Genomic DNA, 15,498 nt, shown 5'->3' with positions numbered 1-15,498 from the left:
AAATGTGCCGACACCCCCGGCGCGGGCATTCCTCCGGCCCGTGTCCCCGTGGCAAAGTCCGCCTCATGACTCAGAGAATCGACAATCGGACGCGCCGCTCCAAGGCAGTGCACGATCCGGCCAAGCCCGTCTCCACCTTCACCGCTTTCGGCCTTGCGGCGGAGGCCGAACCGCTCGACCCCGGACTGCACGTGGTGGCGACCCCGATCGGCAACCTCAAGGACGTCTCGTTCCGTGCGCTGGCGACTTTGGCGGCGGCCGATACCGTGCTCGCCGAAGACACCCGCGTCACCCGCACCCTCCTGATGCATTACGGCATCACGACGCCGCTGGTCGCCTATCACGAGCATTCGAACGCGGCGGTGCGTGAGCGTATGATCGCACGGATGCAGAACGGCGAGGCCTTGGCCCTGGTCTCGGATGCCGGAACGCCGTTGGTCTCCGACCCCGGTTTCAAGCTCGTCCAGGCTGCGATCGAGGCGGGCATTGCAGTGACGCCTATCCCCGGTCCATCCGCGGTGATGACCGCCATCGTCGCGGCGGGCCTGCCCACCGACCGCTTCTTTTTCGAAGGCTTCCTGCCGCAGAAATCCGGTGCCCGGCGCAATCGCCTTGCGGCGCTCGGGCAGATCCCCGGAACGCTGGTCCTGTTCGAATCACCCCACCGCCTGCCCGAGATGCTGGTGGATGCCGCCGCGATCCTCGGAGGGAGCCGGCCCGCGGCGGTCGCCCGCGAACTCACCAAGCTCTACGAGACGATCCGGCGCGGCACCCTCGCGACCCTGGCCGAGACCTTCACCGAGGAGGGGGCTCCCAAGGGCGAGGTGGTGGTGGTGATCGGGACCAACCCGGAAGAACCGCCGGAGGAGGAGGTCGAGGCCGGTCTCGATGCGGCGATCGAAGCGGCGCTGTCCCGCCACTCGATCAAGGACGCCGCCGCCCTCGTGGCCGATGCCACCGGCCAGCCCCGTCGCGTGGTCTATGCCCGCGCCCTCGTCCTCGCCCGGCGCACCGATGCCGACGTCTAAGCTCGTCGACGCCAAAGAGCGGCGGCGCGCCACCTACCTGCGCGGCCATTCGGGCGAGACCCTCGCGCTCCTCGCCATGATGCTGAAGGGGTATCGCCCGCTCGCCCGGCGCTTCAGCGCGAGCGGCGGGGAGATCGATCTGATCCTGCGCCGGGGCGACACGATCGCTTTCGTGGAGGTGAAGGCGAGAGCCACCCTCGACGCGGCCCGGACCGCCATCGATGCGAAGAAGCGCGCCCGTTTTTCGCGCGCGGTGCGCGCCTGGATGGCGCGCAATCCGCGCTATGCCACCATGACGTTGCGTGCGGATGCTGTCTTCGTGGCACCGCGCACTTGGCCGCGCCACCTGCCCGACGCCTTCGCGATCGAGGGCATGTGAGGCGGCGCGACGGCCGTTCCGCACATCGTAAGGTGGCCGCTTACTTTCTCGCCGCGGCGAGGGCGGCGATCAGCGTGCGCTTGAGATCGGCCTGGCTGAACGGCTTCTGGACCACGGGACGGTCGCGGAACGGCTCGCGGATTCCGGCGCCGCCATACCCCGTCGAGAACACGATGGGCAGATTACGCTCCGTGATCGCCTCGGCCACCGGGTAGATGGGTTCGCCGGCGACGTTCACGTCGAGGATAGCGACCTCGAAGGTCTCGCTCCGTGCCATTTCCAGGGCCGTCGCGAGACGCGCCGCGGGCCCGACGACGGTGCACCCGAAATCGAGCAGCATGTCTTCGAGCAGCATGGAAATGGCGGCTTCGTCCTCCACCACCAGAACCCTGGCGCCGTCGAGGAGAGTGTCGTTCTGTTCAGCACTCACGCTGGGGATTCTTCCCTTCGATTCGTTCCGGCCTGGAACGGTGCCGTCATCCGGAGCCTTACAGGCTTGCCATCCGTGAGGTTGGCGAGAATGACGTTTAGCGCCTGCGGCAACGGTCGAGCCGTCGCCCGTTCCGCTTGGCGTGTCAAGGCGCAGAAAGTGGCCGCGGAGGTTCAGGATCGGGTTAATGTTATCGGACGATACATTTTCACGCAGATCGGCGGGACCTGTGGCGCCCGGAGCGACGAACCGGCGCGGCGCGCTGGCACTGCTGCTCACCTGGGCCGTCGCGGCGGGCACCTCCGCCCGGGCGGAGCGACCCCTCGTCGTGGCCTCGAAGAGCGACACCGAAGGCGCGCTCACGGGGGCGATGATCGCCCTCGTGCTGGAGCATCTCGGCGTGCCGGCGGTCCGCAAGCTCAGCCTCGGCCCCACCCTCATCGTCCGCGAGGCCCTCCTGTCCGGCGAGGTCGACATCTACCCGGAATACACCGGCAACGGCGCGTTCTTCACTGGAACGGAGACCGATCCCGCCTGGAAGATCCCGCAGGAGGCCTACGAGACCATCCGGCGCAAGGACGCCGAACGGGGGCTGGTCTGGCTCGCCAGGGCGCCCGCCAACAACACCTGGCTCATCGCCCTCAACGGGGATTTCGCACGGGCGCGGCATCTGGCCACGATGGCGGATTTCGCCAGGGCCGCCAATGACGGCCTCATCCTGCTGGCGGCCTCCACCGAGTTCGTGGAGAGCCCGGCGGCTTTGCCGTCCTTCGAGGCGGCCTACGGCTTCGGCCTGCCCCTCGACCGCATCGTCAGCCTGCCCGGCGGCGACACGGCGGTGACGGCCAGGGCCGCGGCGCAGCGCATCAGCGGGGTCAATGCGGGCATGGTCTATGGCACCGACGGGGCGCTCGCCGCCCTCGATCTCGTGGTCATGGGCGATCCCAAGGCGGCCCAGATCGTCTATGAGGTCGCCCCGGTGATCCGGGCCTCCGCGCTGGAGCGCTACCCGGCCATCGGTCCGGCCCTGGCGCGGGTCTTCGCCGGCCTCGACGCACCGACCCTGCGCGGCCTCAACGGACGAATCACCGTGGACGGCGAGGTCGCGGATCGGGTCGCCCGGCGCTACCTCAACGAGCGCGGACTGATCGGGTGAGAGCGCCATCGCCGCCCGCTTCGATGCGCCATGCGACGGGCCATCGAGCGCCATGGGCCGGGCTTTTCGCGGCCGGACTTCTCGTCGCGTCCCTCCATGGGATGGCGCTCCTCGACGTGGCTGCAAACCGCCTCCTGCCCGGCGATCCCGTCCGTGCGTCCGCGTTCCACGAATGGTCGATCGGCCTCGTCTCGCTCCTGTCGCTGGCCGGCCTCGTCGTCGGTGTGATGCCGGCCCGGCGGACGGGCGGCCTTCTCGCCCTGGGATTTTTCCTGTCGGCCTGGGCCGTCCTCCTGCTCGGCCTCGGCGCGGAGGCGGCCCGGATCGTGTCGACCATGCCGCCGGCCGCGAGGGCCAGCCTCGGCTCCGGCTTCTGGCTGGCCTCGTCCTGCCTCCTGGCGCTGGCCGGAGGCAGCATCGCACGGGTCCGACGCCGAGGGCTCGGCGTGCTCGCCATCCTCGCAGCCTCGGGATTCCTGGTCGCGGCCTGGCGCGGCGGCGGGTTGGACGGGCTGTCCCTGGCGGTGGAATATGCCGGGCGGCGGGAGGCGGTGCACGAGGCCATCGCCGAGCACCTGCTCCTGGCGGGGGGAGCGATCGCCCTCGCCATCCCGGCGGCCGTGCTCCTCTCTCTCTGGCGCTCCGCGCAGGGGCTCGTCGGGCTCCTCGTCAGCGGCGTGCAGGTGATCCCCGCCGTCGCCCTGCTGGGCGCCCTCGTCGCCCTCGTCGGCGGAGTGCTGCGCGCCGTGCCGGTGCTGCGCGATCTCGGCCTCTCGGCCCTCGGGCCGTGGCCCGCGCTCCTCGGCATCGCCGCCTACCTGCTGCTGCCCCTCTGGCGCGGGATCGGAACGGCCCTGCGCGCCGCCGATCCCGCCGCCATCGATGCCGCCGAGGCCATGGGTCTGACGAAGGCCCAGATCCTGGCCCGAGTGACGCTGCCCCTCGGCGCGCCGATGCTCGTGGGCGCCCTGCGGGTCGCGGCGGTGCAGAGCCTCGGCCTCGCGACGTTGGGCGCCCTCATCGGAGCGGGCGGCCTCGGGCGGATCGTCTTCGACGGTATGGCTCAATTCGCCCCGGACCTGATCCTGCTGGGCGCGATCCCCATCATCCTCCTGTCCCTTGCGGCGGAAGGGTCGCTGAGCGCCGTCGAGGCCTCCTGCCGGGCACGGTGGCGCGCATGAGGCCCGGCCTGCGCACCGCCCTCGCCACCGGTCTCGTCGGGGCGGCCCTCGCCGCCATGAGCCATCCGACCGTGGCGGCCTGGATCGTCTCGGGCCTCGGGGAGGCGCCGCGACGCGGCTTGAGCGCGGAGCGCCTGCTGGCCCTGGCAACGCATCACCTCGCCCTCGCCGGGACCGGGCTCGCCCTGGTGGCGTTGCTCGGCCTCGGCCTCGGCATCCTCGCCACGCGCGCCGGCGCGGCGTCCCTGCGCGGCGGCATCGACGGCATCGCGGCCGCCGCGCAGGCGGTGCCGCCGGTGGTGATGGTGGCCCTGGCCCTGCCCATCCTCGGCTTCGGCGGTCCGCCGACCCTGCTGGCGCTCGTCGCCTACGGCATCATGCCGGTCCTGCGCGGCACGGTGGGGGCGCTGGAAGCGGTCTCGCCCGAGGCGCGCGAGGCGGCGCAAGCCATGGGGTTCACGCGCCTCCAGATCCTCTTGCTCGTGGAACTGCCCCTGGCGATGCCGGGCCTCGTCGATGCCCTGCGCACGGCCCTCGTCCTCGCCATCGCCACCACGGCCGTGGGCGCGCTGGCGGGAGCCTCGACCCTCGGCACGCCCATCGTCGCCGGTCTGCAGAACCAGAACGTCCTGCCGATGCTGCAGGGGGCGCTCGCCACCGCCGCCCTGGCCTTCCTCTGCGACGCGGCCATGCTGGCGCTGGCGAGCATCGCCTCGGCGGACCGGGCGCGGCGGTGAACGGGTTTCGCAAAGGCGGTGACCGCGTATGCGGTCTGACATCAGCGACAGGTGAGGGCCTGTTTGAGTTGTTTGTCCAACGCATTAACCTCATCCTGAGGTGCCGCGCAGCGGCCTCGAAGGAGGGCTCCAGAACCCGCTACGCGAACTGGAGGGCTCCTTCGAGGCCTCCGCTCCGCTTCGGCACCTCAGGATGAGGTGGTCGGCTGGGGCGATCGGCGCGGTCGTTTCCGGGCCTGTTCGAACGTCACGAGGCGGCATGACAAACCCGACGGCGCAGGACATCGCGGCATTGCGGAGCGAGTGGATCACCGGAGGCCGGCTGGTCGTCGGCGACGATCCCTCTCCATCGGACCATGAAGCGGTCTACCGATGGGTCTTGGACTTCATGGACGGCGGCGCCGACGACCCCGATTACGGCACCGTCCTCGGCCTGATCTATCATAGCCTGAACTTCGACATCCCGTTCAGCGCGACGAAGTCCGTGCGGGACGATCTGATGCACATGGCGCGGAGAAAACTCGAAGATCCGCAGTGGCGCAGACAAACGATCTAGCCGACAGGATGTGAGACTTTCTCGGTATCCGCGGCGACGCGAGTCTGCTCGGCGTTGGCACGTGATTGGCCGGACGGAGTGAACGGCTGCCGAGGGTGCGTCGGGCCGGTGCCGCAAACCGCGCTAGGCGGATGTCAGCGGCATCAAGAGACTTCTGCCGAAGCTTGAACCTGCGCACCTCCGAAGACGACCTGTTGCCGCAACGGCGGTTGCGCCAGGGCGTAGATCAGTCGCGGCTCGGCGGGCATGCTGGCCGCATCGAGGGCGGCACGGTGCTGGGGTTCCAGTACGAGGCCGAGGGACGCCACATTGTCGGCGACCTGTGCCGCGCGGCTGACGCCCATCAGGGTCGAGGCCACGCCCGGTTTGCCCACGACCCAAGCGAGCGCGACACGGGCCGGCGATTGTCCGATCGCGTCGGCCACGCGGCGGACGGCCTCCACGATATCCCAGTTGTGCGGCGTGAACAGGCGGTCGCCGAACGGATTCGCGCCGTCGAGGCGCTTGTCGTCGGCCGGGCGCGCCTCACCGGCCTGCGCCGCGTCTTTCGGCAGGCCACCCGCGAGTGGGCCGGCCGCCTCCACGGTGGCGCGGTCGTACTTGCCCGTGAGCAACCCGTAGGCGAGAGGTGACCAAGGCACCATGCCCATGCCAAATTCAGCCGCGAGCGGGATGTGCTCGTCCTCCACCTCCCGATTGACGAGCGAGTAGAAATACTGGAGCGCGACCGGACCCGGCAGACCGCGCGAGGCGGCGAGGGTCGCGAGCTTGGCGGCATACCAGGCCGGTGTGTTCGACAGACCCCAGTAGCGAACCTTGCCCGCACGAACGAGGCCGACCATCGTTTCGAGGAGTTCTTCCGCCGGCGTGATCCCGTCCCAGACGTGAAGCCAGTACAGGTCGATGTAGTCCGTTCCCAGGCGGCGCAGCGAACCGTCGATCGCCGCGTGGACGTGCTTGGCGCCGCAACCACCCGCGTGCGGTCCACTCCCGGTGGCGAAACCCGATTTGGTGGCGAGGACGAGCCGGTCGCGCAGGCCGCGTTCGGCGACGAAACGGCCGACCATCGTCTCGCTGCCGCCACTCGCGTAGACGTCGGCCGTGTCGACGAAGTTGCCGCCACGCTCGACGTAGGCATCGAACACCGCGCGACTGCCGGCCTCGTCGAGCCCCCAGCGCGCCGTGCCGAACGTCATGGTGCCCAGCGCCAGGGGGCTCACCGCGAGTCCCGAGCGGCCCAGCGACCGATAATGCGTCAAATCCATTGTTGAGCCTCGCTAATGATCCGGTGGATGGTAGCGATACCGCCCCCAGGCGATTAGCCGTTGCCGGCGGCAAGGGTCTGTGAATGGAATGCAGCAATGCGGCGTGGCGCACTCGACGATCTCGCGGCCTTCGCGGCGGTGGCACGGACCCGCAGCTTCACACGGGCCGCGGCCGAACTCGGCCTGTCCCCGTCGGCCCTCAGCCATGCGATGCGAGGCTTGGAGACGCGTCTGGGTGTGCGCCTGCTCGCGCGCACGACGCGTAGCGTCGCCCCGACGCCAGCCGGCGAGCGACTGTTGCGCTCGCTCGGCCCGGCGTTGGAAGAGGTCGAGCGTGGCCTCGCGGCGTTGGCCGATTGGCGCGACGCGCCGTCCGGCACCCTCCGGTTGACGACGTTCGCCTACGCCGCCCGCACCATCCTCGAGCCGACCCTGCCACGGTTCCTGCTCGAACACCCGGCGGTCTCGGTCGAGGTGGTGATCGACGATCGCCTCGCCGACGTCGTCACGGCCGGCTTCGATGCCGGCATACGCTTCGGCGACACGGTGGAGCAGGACATGGTGTCGGTCCGCGTCGGACCGGACCTGCGCACGGTCGTCGTCGGCACGCCGGGCTATTTCGCCCACCATCCTCGGCCGGCGACTCCAAGCGACCTGGAGGACCATAACTGCGTGACCTACCGCCTGCTCGGTGGCGGCGGTCTCCTGCCCTGGGAGTTCACCGACACGGACAAGGGCCGCGAGATACGGGTACGCGCGAGCGGACAGTTCATCGTCAATGACGGCCCCCTCGCAGCTGCGGCCGTGCGCGCGGGGGCGGGGCTCGGCTACATGTTGGAGGACGAGGTCGCAGCCGATCTCGCGGCCGGAACGTTGGTTCAGGTGCTCGACGCGTGGTGCCCGCCCTTCTCGGGCTGTCACCTCTATTATCCCAACAGGCAGGTCACGCCAGCGCTCCGCGCTCTGATCGACGCCTTGCGATGGGTGAGCCCGTGACCCTTATGGGTCGACGGCGGCCCAACCATCGATCCCACGCCGCAACAGGTCTCACTCGTCCTTGAACACCACCTTGGCGCCGCGCTCGATGCGGGTGGCGAGGTCGCGGGCGTCCCAGTTGGTCAGGCGGATGCAGCCGTGGGATTCGGTCTTGCCCACCTTCTCCGGCTCGGGCGTGCCGTGGATGCCGTAGGACGGGATCGACAGGTCGATCCAGACGATGCCGACCGGGTTGTTCGGGCCGGGGCGGATCGAGAAGGTCTTCTTCGTCTTCACGCCCTTGAACGCGTATTTGGGGTTGTAGGTGTAGACCGGCGCGAAGGCGACGCCCTTCACCTTGGCCTCGCCGGAGGGAGCGGGCTTCTCCGCGCTGCCGATGGAGGCGGGGTAATAGGCCCGCAGGGTGCCGTCCTCGCCGAAGCCACGGACATGGCGGGTGACCTTGTCGACCTCGACCCGCACGATGTCCTTCTTGGGGGTGTCATCCTTGTTGGAAGTATCAGCTTTCTTCGGCGCATCTTCGCCCTTGGTCGCATCGTCCTTCTTCGACGTCTCCGTGCCCTTCTCAGCGTCCGGCTTGTCCTCGGATTTGCTGGCGGACTTGCCCTCGGACTTGCCCTCGGATTTGTTCTTCGGCTTCGCCTCGTCCTTCGCCGGCTTGCCGGTCTCCAGGGGCGGGACCGCCGCCACGGTGATGGTGGTGCCGGCCTTGTCGAGGGCGGCGTCCGGGTTCAGGGCGGTGAGGAGGTCGCGCGACATGTGAAAGCGCTCGGCCAGCATTTCGCGCGGATTGGTGTAGCTCATCGCCTCGAGATCGGCCTGCTCCTCCATCTTGGCGGGGATTTTCTCCGCGAAGGGGCCGGCCGCGTCGGACTCGGTGATCGTGTAGGGGACCACCACCGGGTCGGCGCTGGAGGCGGCGAGCTTGTCGAAGAGCTCCTGGTTCAGGGTCTGGCTCGCAGGCAGCCCCTGCGCCACCGCGTAGGCCGACAGGGCGTTGCGCATGTTCTCGCCGTCGCGGCCGTCGATGGCGCCGGGGGAGAAATGCGCCCGGTCGAGGAGCACCTGGACCTTCACCAGAAGCGGCTGGGGCCGTTTGTCCTTCGCGCTCGTGCGGGCCTTCTTGTCGCCCGCCTTGTCGCCGCTCTCCGACCCCGTGAAGGTCGCGCCGTTGATCGCCTCGACGGTCAGGGCCTCGCCGGGTGTGGTCTTGCCCGCGTCGGAGGACGTGGTTCCTGCCGGCTTCGCCTCTAGCGCCGCCGGTGTCGCCAGGCAGACGAGGGCCATGAGCGCGACGGCGCTCGGCAGGGGCAGATGGGCCATTTCGGGGTCAACTTTCGCCGGGGGATCGACAGGTGCGCTCCTTAAAGCCGGCGCGCCCCTTCGGCGTTCCACATCTCCTACTGGCAGAGACGATGTCCCGCGTTCCTCTCGCGCTCGTCGAGATGGAGGTGGTTGCCGTGGGCCGCATCCGACCCCGGTCCGAGCACGGTGCGGAAGAAGCCGCAGGCCTTGGCCCGGATCGCGGCCTGGAACGTCGCCTCCGGTGCGTCGTCGAGACCGGCGCCGACCTTGATCGGTGCACGCCCTTCGAAACCGTAGCCCATGATGTCGACGCCGTTGGCGAAGCTGTGCTCGCTGAGCTTGGCCTCGGGATCGTGGTTCTGGCCGCGACACTCGTAGGAGGTGCCGATGGACAGGCTTCTGAGGGGGGCCTTCAGGATGCGCTCGGAGGCTTCCTGCGCCTCCGTCGCCAGGCGGGCCAGGGCCTCGGCCGTGTTGCAGACCAGTGTCGCGGGAGGCGTGAGCGCCACGTCGCCGGAGAGGCGGGTGAGCTTAAGCGGCTTCTCGGCCCCGCATTGACCGTTCGAGATCGGCGGCAGCGCCTCGAAGGTCGCGCCCAGGCGCTCCAGGCGCTTGCGGCAGGCGGTGTCGTCGAGGGGGGCGACCGTCAGGGTGAGGGCGGGCGATGTGGTCGGCGGCGTCGAGAGATCGGCCGGGCGCGGGGGCGGCGGCGGCATCTCGGCGGCCGGACCCGTCTCCGGCGCGGCCGGGGGAGGGGGCGTCAGTTCGGCCGGGCGTTCGGGCGGGGCCGGAGCGTCCGGGAGCGGCGGAACCGTCGCGGGCGTCGGCGCCGGTTCGGGCTTCAGCTCGGCGGGCCGGGCCGGGGGCTCGGGCATCGACGCGGGCGGAGGGGCCGACTTTTCCTCGGCGGCCAGGGCCGGAAGCGACAGCGCTGAGACGCCCGCCGCGAGGCAGAGAGCGAGGATTCGAACCGTCCCCCGCCATCTACGGGATTCGCCGATCTGCGCGACGGGCTCCCTCGCCTGGAAGGAGAGGGTTGGGGAGAGGTGCGTGGACTCTCCGAATAGGTCGCACACCTCACCCTGTCCCTCTCCTTCCAAGAGAGGGGACCCGAGCGGCCCGCGAGATCTGCAACTATCGTCGTTCTGCCGGGCAGACACGGAGATGCGAGCGAGGGCGGCCTTCATGTCGTCCTCGATCCCATCGTCACCGTTGCGTCAGAGCAGGACCGGCCCCGCCACGGGGCCGGTCCGGAGACGCGGCCTTTTTAGCCTTCCGAGCGGGCGGCGAGCCGGCTCGCGCCGTAGGACAGGATCCCGGCGATGGCGAACAGGGCGACGAAGGTCTTCACGGTGGCGGTGAACAGCGCCGGCTCGATGCCGGTATCGGTGTAGAGCAGGAGGCCGATGGCGGAGATCGGCAGGAGCAGGACGATCAGGACGGGACCCAGCGGGTTCATGGCGTACTCGCGTATGTCGGGACCGGGGTTCGGCCCTTCTCTCTGTAAAGCGGCCCCGGTCATAGCATTGCTCAGCGCCCGAGGGGACACCCCGGACGCAACAAAATTCACAGGGATCGGACGGTCACGCCGGGATGCGGACGGTGGCGCGCAATCCCCCCAGCGGACTGTCGTGAAGGGCGACGTCGCCGCCATGGGCGCGGGCGATGTCGCGGGCGATGGCGAGGCCGAGGCCCGATCCGCCGGCATCCTGGCGCGCATCGTCGAGGCGGACGAAGGGCTTGAACACCTCCTCGCGGCTCTCGACGGCGATGCCCGGACCGTCGTCGTCGATGGAGACGAGGAAGGACCGCGCCTCCGTGCGGCCCCGGATCGCCACCGTCTCGCCGTAGCGGGCGGCGTTGGCGGCGAGGTTGAACAGGCAGCGGCGGAACGCGTCCGGCCGCAGCGTCACCATGGCGCGGCCGTCGAACTTCACCTCGGCCACGTGGGCGCCGAGGCGCTCCACGTCGGTGCGCAGATCCTCCAGCATCGCCCGCATGTCGGTGGGCACGGCGGCCTCGCCGGAATCGCCGCGCGCGAAGGCGAGGTAGGCCTCCAGCATCCGGCTCATCTCGTCGACGTCGCGCTGGAGGTCTTCCACCTCCGACGTCTGCTCCACCAGGGCGAGCGACAGCTTGAACCGGGTAATGATGGTGCGCAGGTCGTGGCTGACGCCGTTGAGCATGGTCGTGCGCTGTTCCATCGCCCGCTCGATGCGCCGCTTCATCTCGATGAAGGCGTGGCCGGCCTGGCGCACCTCGCGGGCGCCGCGCGGCCGGAACTCGATCTCGCGGCCCTTGCCGAAACTCTCCGCCACGTCGGCCAGCCGGAGGATCGGCTTGATCTGGTTGCGCAGGAACAGGATCGCCACGCCGAGGAGCACCAGGGACGAACCGCTCATCCACAGCAGGAAGATGTGCGAGTTCGAGGCGTAGGCCATGCTCCGCCGCGCGGTCACCCGCAGCACCCCGTCCGGGATCTCGACGCGGATCTCGATGAGGCTCGACCGGCCCACCGTGTCGATCCAGAACGGCCGGCCGATCTGCTTGGCGAGTTCCTCGGAGAGCGTCTCGTCGAGGATGGAGAAGAACGGCCGCGGCCCCGGCAGGGGGAGCTTGGCGCCTTTCAGGATGTCGAGGTCGAGGTTCAGCCGCGTGCCGGCGATGCGGGTGAGGGTGTCGGCGTCCTTGTCCTGGGGGTAGCTCTCGTAGACGTCGATCATCGCCGCCACGTCGGCGGTGACGGCCGCCGAGAGGCGGCGGGTCACGAGCTGCCAGTGCCGCTCCATGAAGGTGTAGGCGATGACCGATTGCAGCAGCACCACCGGCGCGATGATGATGATGAGCGAGCGGGCATAGAGCCCCTTCGGCAGGGCGTTGCCGATGGCGCGCGCGAGCCTCTTCCATATCCGGCGCGGATGCGGCCTCGCACGCCAGGCGGCGGCGGTGCTGGTTCTGATCCGCGACAGGTTCAGGCCGGCGAGGGCCATGGCGGGTCCCGTCTAATCGATCGCGAGGCGGTAGCCGATGCCGCGGACCGTCTGGAGGAAGAGGGGATTGCCCGGATCGACCTCGGTCTTGCGGCGCAGGCGGTTGATCTGCACGTCGATGGTGCGTTCCGCCGCGAGCCCGCCATTCCCGGCCAGCACGTCGCGGTCGACATTGCCGCCCTTGGCCTCGGCCAGGATCGTCAGGATCTCGCGCTCGCGGTCGGTGATGCGGATGGTCTCCTCGTCGCGGCGCAGCTCGCCCCGGTCGATGCGGTAGGAGAACGGCCCGAACGTCACCGTGGCGATGGTGCGGTCGGAGGGCGGCGCGCCGTCCGGGCGGCGCTTGATGATGTTGTTGAGGCGCAGGATCAGCTCGCGCGGCTCGAAGGGCTTGGGCAGGTAATCGTCCGCTCCAATCTCGAGCCCCATCACCCGGTCGTTGGGGTTGGAACGGGCGGTGAGCATCAGGATCGGCACCCGCGAGGTCTCGCGCACCTGCCGGGCGTAATCGAACCCGTTCTCCCCCGGCATCATCACGTCGAGGACGAGGGCGTCGAAGACGAAGCTCTGCGCCCGCTGCCGGGCCTCCTCGACATTCCCGGCGGCCGTGACGCGAAATCCCTGTTCGTAGAGATAGCGCGACAGCAATTCGCGCACCCGCCGGTCGTCGTCCACCACGAGGATGTGGGGGGCGTGGTCGGGAAGCTCGGCGCGGATTCTCGGCTCCGGCGACGCCATGTCAGCGACGGCTCCTGGCGCGGCGCGCCATCAGGCTGGTCACCGCCGCGCGCTCTTCGGGTTCGATCATCGCCATGAGAAATCCCTGTGCCGCGGCAAATCCGTTTCCGTCCCGTGCGCCCTTCGGTTCGTCCGCCACCGGATCGGCGATGGCGCGGGCGACCCGCCGCACCTGGACCCGCGTCAGCTCCGCCGTGAGCGTCGCGCCCGTCTCCGAACAATAGAGCAGCCTCTGGCGGCGGTCGCTCCGGCCAGTCTTCTGCACGATGTGGCCCTGTTCGATCAAATCCTTGAGAACCCGGTTCAGACTCTGCTTCGTGATCCGCAGGATGTCGAGGAGTTCGGCGATGGTCAGGCCTGGATAGTGATAGACGAAATGGAGCACCCTGTGGTGCGCCCGCCCGAAGCCGTATTCGGCCAGCATCCGGTCCGGGTCGCCGACGAAGTCGCGATAGGCGAAGAACAGCAGTTCGACGAGGTCGTTCGTTACGCCCTCCGGAGCCGGACCTGACTCCGCCTGCCCGTCCTCCTCCTCGGACAGGGATAGGGGGGCCGGGCCCGTTGCCAGGGTGGATTGGCGCGTCACGTCCGGCGACATCCTCGATATACGTCAGTGTTGTTGACATATCTCAGGGGCGTTGATACCCGTCAAGCCTTACCGGGGCCGGCTCGCCGTAACGGCCGTCTTGCGGACCTCCGTCCTCGCGGATACTGCGCGGGGCATTGCCTGGCCATCGCGCCAACCCGATCGATCGACCCCGCAGGCGCCCCGATGCGAGCCCGCGGATTCAAGGAATTCGTCATGTCCGTGATCCCGTTCGACGAACGCGAGGGCACCATCTGGTTCGATGGCGTGCTGGTGCCGTGGCGCGAGGCCAAGATCCACGTGCTCAGCCACGGCCTGCATTACGGCTCGGCGGTGTTCGAGGGCGAGCGCGCCTATGGCGGACGGATCTTCAAGAGCCACGAGCATGCCGAGCGCCTGCTCCGCTCGGCCCAGTACCTCGATTTCACGATTCCCTACGGCGTCGCCGAGATCGAGGCGGCCAAGGAACTCGTGCTCAAGACCAGCGGCCTCACCGACGCCTACCTGCGTCCCGTGGCCTGGCGCGGTTCGGAGATGATGGGCGTCTCGGCCCAGAACAACACCATCCACCTCGCCGTCGCCGCCTGGGAATGGCCGAGCTATTTCGATCCCGAGACCAAGATGAAGGGCATCCGCCTCGACATGGCCGATTATCGCCGGCCCGATCCGCGGACGATCCCCTCCGCCTCGAAGGCGGCCGGTCTCTACATGATCTGCACGATCTCGAAGCACCGGGCCGAGAACAAGGGCTATGCCGATGCCCTGATGCTCGATTGGGAGGATTACGTCGCCGAATGCACCGGCGCGAACATCTTCTTCATCCAGGACGGCGTGGTCCACACCCCGCTCGCCGACCGCTTCCTCAACGGCATCACCCGCCAGACCGTCATCGACCTCGCCCGCCGGCGCGGCTTCGAGGTGATCGAGCGGCGGATCAGGCCCGAGGAGATGGAGGGCTTCTCAGAGTGCTTCATCACCGGCTCGGCCGCGGAAGTGACGCCGGTCTCCGAGATCGGCCCCTACCGCTTCACCCCGGCCGCCATGACCAAGACGCTCATGGACGATTACACCGCCGAGGTTCAGCCGAAGGCGGTGGCGGAGTAGTTCGGGCCGCTCTTCGCGCGGCCACGTCGTGGGCGATCGCGAGGACGAGGCGCGAACGACGCCTTGCCCTCGCTCACCGGGGACTCACATCGAGTTGGTCCTTCGTGACGAGGCGTCGCCGTCCATGACGCAAGCGGACGCGATGGACGGTCCCGGCGTCGAAGCCTGTTGCTTTCAATAGGCTGTCTGATCGCATCTCTCGGTGGATGATCCTGCCGATGTCGATCATCCAAGCAGATTTCCTCATCCTGAGATGAAGCTTAGGAAAAACAGCTCGAACGGGCCCTAAGCCGCGTCTCCGTATCGCGCCAGGTCTTCTGGCCTCGGGACCTGACCGCTGCGGTTCTTCACGGCCGGACGATCGGCGACCTTGCCGCGCCAGGCGTGAAGAGCGGCGAGTTCCGGGGCGATGGGCAGTGCGACGATGTCGGCGAACATCAGGCCGGCGAACAAGGTGATGTCGGCCATCGAGAAGTGCTCTCCCGCAAGGTACGGCTGGTTGGCCAGCACGCCGTTGAAATAGGGCATGTTGGCCACGGCATAGGCGCCCCGCCTCTGGCCCCATTCCTTCGCCCCGCTCCAATCCGGCATCCGCCATGGCCGCAGCGCGCCTCCGAGGCCGGGGGTGCCGTAATGGAAATAATCGTCGACGGCGTCGATCAGCATCATCTCGGCGCGCCGCTGCATCATGTGGATGACGCCCTTCTCACGCGGTGTCCTGCCGGTGAGGGTCGGGTCGCCATCGAGGGTGTCGAAATATTCGGTGATCGCCGTCGATTCGCTGATGATCGTCCCGTCGGCGAGTTCGAGGACCGGGACCTTACCGATCGGGTTCATCGCCAGGAAGGCCGGCTGCTTCTGCTCGGCGGCCATGAGATCGACGCTGACGAACTCGACCCTTTCCTCGAGCCCTTTCTCGCCCAGAACGATGCGGATTCGTGCGGGGTGCGGACCCGCCTCCCGGTCGTAGATCTTCATCGCGGATGTCCCCTATCTGCCAGTTGGTAGATATATCAACCAGATCGGAATCGACGCGTCAACGTCTAT

At 68.9% G+C, this 15,498-nt stretch carries 17 protein-coding genes; 8 read left to right on the top strand and 9 right to left on the bottom strand.

Going from position 1 to position 15,498, the window contains the following annotated elements:
• Positions 1 to 65: 65 nt before the first annotated feature.
• Positions 66 to 1,028, top strand: a complete 963-nt coding sequence (rsmI, locus tag A3OM_RS0117735) for a 16S rRNA (cytidine(1402)-2'-O)-methyltransferase (RefSeq protein WP_026176161.1) — start codon at positions 66 to 68, stop codon at positions 1,026 to 1,028.
• Entirely contained in the window at positions 1,015 to 1,407 is a 393-nt protein-coding gene (locus A3OM_RS0117730) for a YraN family protein (RefSeq protein WP_026176160.1), read from the top strand. The genes rsmI and A3OM_RS0117730 overlap by 14 nt, the downstream gene beginning before the upstream one ends.
• Positions 1,408 to 1,447: 40 nt before the next feature.
• On the opposite strand, the gene A3OM_RS0117725 is transcribed toward A3OM_RS0117730, so the two are convergent.
• Positions 1,448 to 1,837, bottom strand: coding sequence for a response regulator (locus A3OM_RS0117725; RefSeq protein WP_018045115.1), 390 nt, complete (start codon positions 1,835 to 1,837; stop codon positions 1,448 to 1,450).
• Between the two features lie 268 nt (positions 1,838 to 2,105).
• Here A3OM_RS0117725 and A3OM_RS0117720 point away from each other — a divergent pair, with 268 nt between their 5' ends.
• From A3OM_RS0117720 to A3OM_RS24265, 4 genes are all read left to right on the top strand, one after another.
• The gene (locus A3OM_RS0117720) at positions 2,106 to 2,993 is read left to right on the top strand and encodes a glycine betaine ABC transporter substrate-binding protein (protein WP_245257849.1); all 888 of its coding nucleotides are present in this window, start codon (positions 2,106 to 2,108) and stop codon (positions 2,991 to 2,993) included.
• Between the two features lie 116 nt (positions 2,994 to 3,109).
• Positions 3,110 to 4,174 carry an ABC transporter permease subunit gene (locus A3OM_RS0117715; protein WP_348625452.1) on the top strand — a complete coding sequence of 355 codons (1,065 nt, stop codon included), beginning with the start codon at positions 3,110 to 3,112 and terminating at the stop codon, positions 4,172 to 4,174.
• Positions 4,171 to 4,911, top strand: coding sequence for an ABC transporter permease subunit (locus A3OM_RS0117710; protein ID WP_043764859.1), 741 nt, complete (start codon positions 4,171 to 4,173; stop codon positions 4,909 to 4,911). Before A3OM_RS0117715 ends, A3OM_RS0117710 begins: the two co-directional genes overlap by 4 nt.
• Before the next feature lie 259 nt (positions 4,912 to 5,170).
• Positions 5,171 to 5,467 carry a hypothetical protein gene (locus tag A3OM_RS24265; RefSeq protein ID WP_018045111.1) on the top strand — a complete coding sequence of 99 codons (297 nt, stop codon included), beginning with the start codon at positions 5,171 to 5,173 and terminating at the stop codon, positions 5,465 to 5,467.
• A 143-nt stretch (positions 5,468 to 5,610) separates the two neighbouring features.
• On the opposite strand, the gene A3OM_RS0117700 is transcribed toward A3OM_RS24265, so the two are convergent.
• On the bottom strand, positions 5,611 to 6,732 hold the full coding sequence (locus A3OM_RS0117700) for an aldo/keto reductase (RefSeq protein ID WP_018045110.1): 1,122 nt from the start codon (positions 6,730 to 6,732) through the stop codon (positions 5,611 to 5,613).
• A gap of 96 nt (positions 6,733 to 6,828) precedes the next feature.
• Between A3OM_RS0117700 and A3OM_RS0117695 the strand changes: the two genes are divergently transcribed.
• Positions 6,829 to 7,728, top strand: a complete 900-nt coding sequence (locus A3OM_RS0117695) for a LysR family transcriptional regulator (protein ID WP_018045109.1) — start codon at positions 6,829 to 6,831, stop codon at positions 7,726 to 7,728.
• A gap of 51 nt (positions 7,729 to 7,779) precedes the next feature.
• Here A3OM_RS0117695 and A3OM_RS0117690 read toward each other — a convergent pair whose 3' ends face one another.
• From A3OM_RS0117690 to A3OM_RS0117665, 6 genes are all read right to left on the bottom strand, one after another.
• Positions 7,780 to 9,051 (bottom strand): L,D-transpeptidase, encoded by a 1,272-nt coding sequence (locus A3OM_RS0117690; protein WP_018045108.1) that lies wholly within the window; start codon positions 9,049 to 9,051, stop codon positions 7,780 to 7,782.
• Positions 9,052 to 9,128: 77 nt separating this feature from the next.
• Positions 9,129 to 9,908, bottom strand: a complete 780-nt coding sequence (locus tag A3OM_RS0117685; RefSeq protein ID WP_018045107.1) for an extensin family protein — start codon at positions 9,906 to 9,908, stop codon at positions 9,129 to 9,131.
• Between the two features lie 392 nt (positions 9,909 to 10,300).
• Positions 10,301 to 10,492: a hypothetical protein gene (locus A3OM_RS0117680; RefSeq protein ID WP_018045106.1), complete on the bottom strand. Its 192-nt coding sequence runs from the start codon at positions 10,490 to 10,492 to the stop codon at positions 10,301 to 10,303.
• A 124-nt stretch (positions 10,493 to 10,616) separates the two neighbouring features.
• Positions 10,617 to 12,023 carry an ATP-binding protein gene (locus A3OM_RS0117675; RefSeq protein WP_018045105.1) on the bottom strand — a complete coding sequence of 469 codons (1,407 nt, stop codon included), beginning with the start codon at positions 12,021 to 12,023 and terminating at the stop codon, positions 10,617 to 10,619.
• Positions 12,024 to 12,035: 12 nt separating this feature from the next.
• Positions 12,036 to 12,761 carry a response regulator gene (locus tag A3OM_RS0117670; RefSeq protein WP_018045104.1) on the bottom strand — a complete coding sequence of 242 codons (726 nt, stop codon included), beginning with the start codon at positions 12,759 to 12,761 and terminating at the stop codon, positions 12,036 to 12,038.
• Position 12,762: 1 nt separating this feature from the next.
• Positions 12,763 to 13,302 (bottom strand): helix-turn-helix domain-containing protein, encoded by a 540-nt coding sequence (locus A3OM_RS0117665; RefSeq protein WP_043764854.1) that lies wholly within the window; start codon positions 13,300 to 13,302, stop codon positions 12,763 to 12,765.
• Positions 13,303 to 13,563: 261 nt separating this feature from the next.
• On the opposite strand from A3OM_RS0117665, the gene A3OM_RS0117660 reads away from it, so the two are divergent.
• Positions 13,564 to 14,451 (top strand): branched-chain amino acid aminotransferase, encoded by an 888-nt coding sequence (locus tag A3OM_RS0117660; RefSeq protein WP_026176156.1) that lies wholly within the window; start codon positions 13,564 to 13,566, stop codon positions 14,449 to 14,451.
• Positions 14,452 to 14,736: 285 nt separating this feature from the next.
• On the opposite strand, the gene A3OM_RS0117655 is transcribed toward A3OM_RS0117660, so the two are convergent.
• Positions 14,737 to 15,429, bottom strand: coding sequence for a glutathione S-transferase (locus A3OM_RS0117655; RefSeq protein ID WP_018045101.1), 693 nt, complete (start codon positions 15,427 to 15,429; stop codon positions 14,737 to 14,739).
• Positions 15,430 to 15,498: the final 69 nt, after the last annotated feature.

Origin of the sequence: Methylobacterium sp. 88A, assembly GCF_000376345.1 — a bacterium.
GTDB classification, from domain to species: domain Bacteria; phylum Pseudomonadota; class Alphaproteobacteria; order Rhizobiales; family Beijerinckiaceae; genus Methylobacterium; species Methylobacterium bullatum.
The sequence above is the reverse complement of the archived record's forward strand: the minus strand, read 5'-3'. Positions and strand labels throughout refer to the sequence as shown.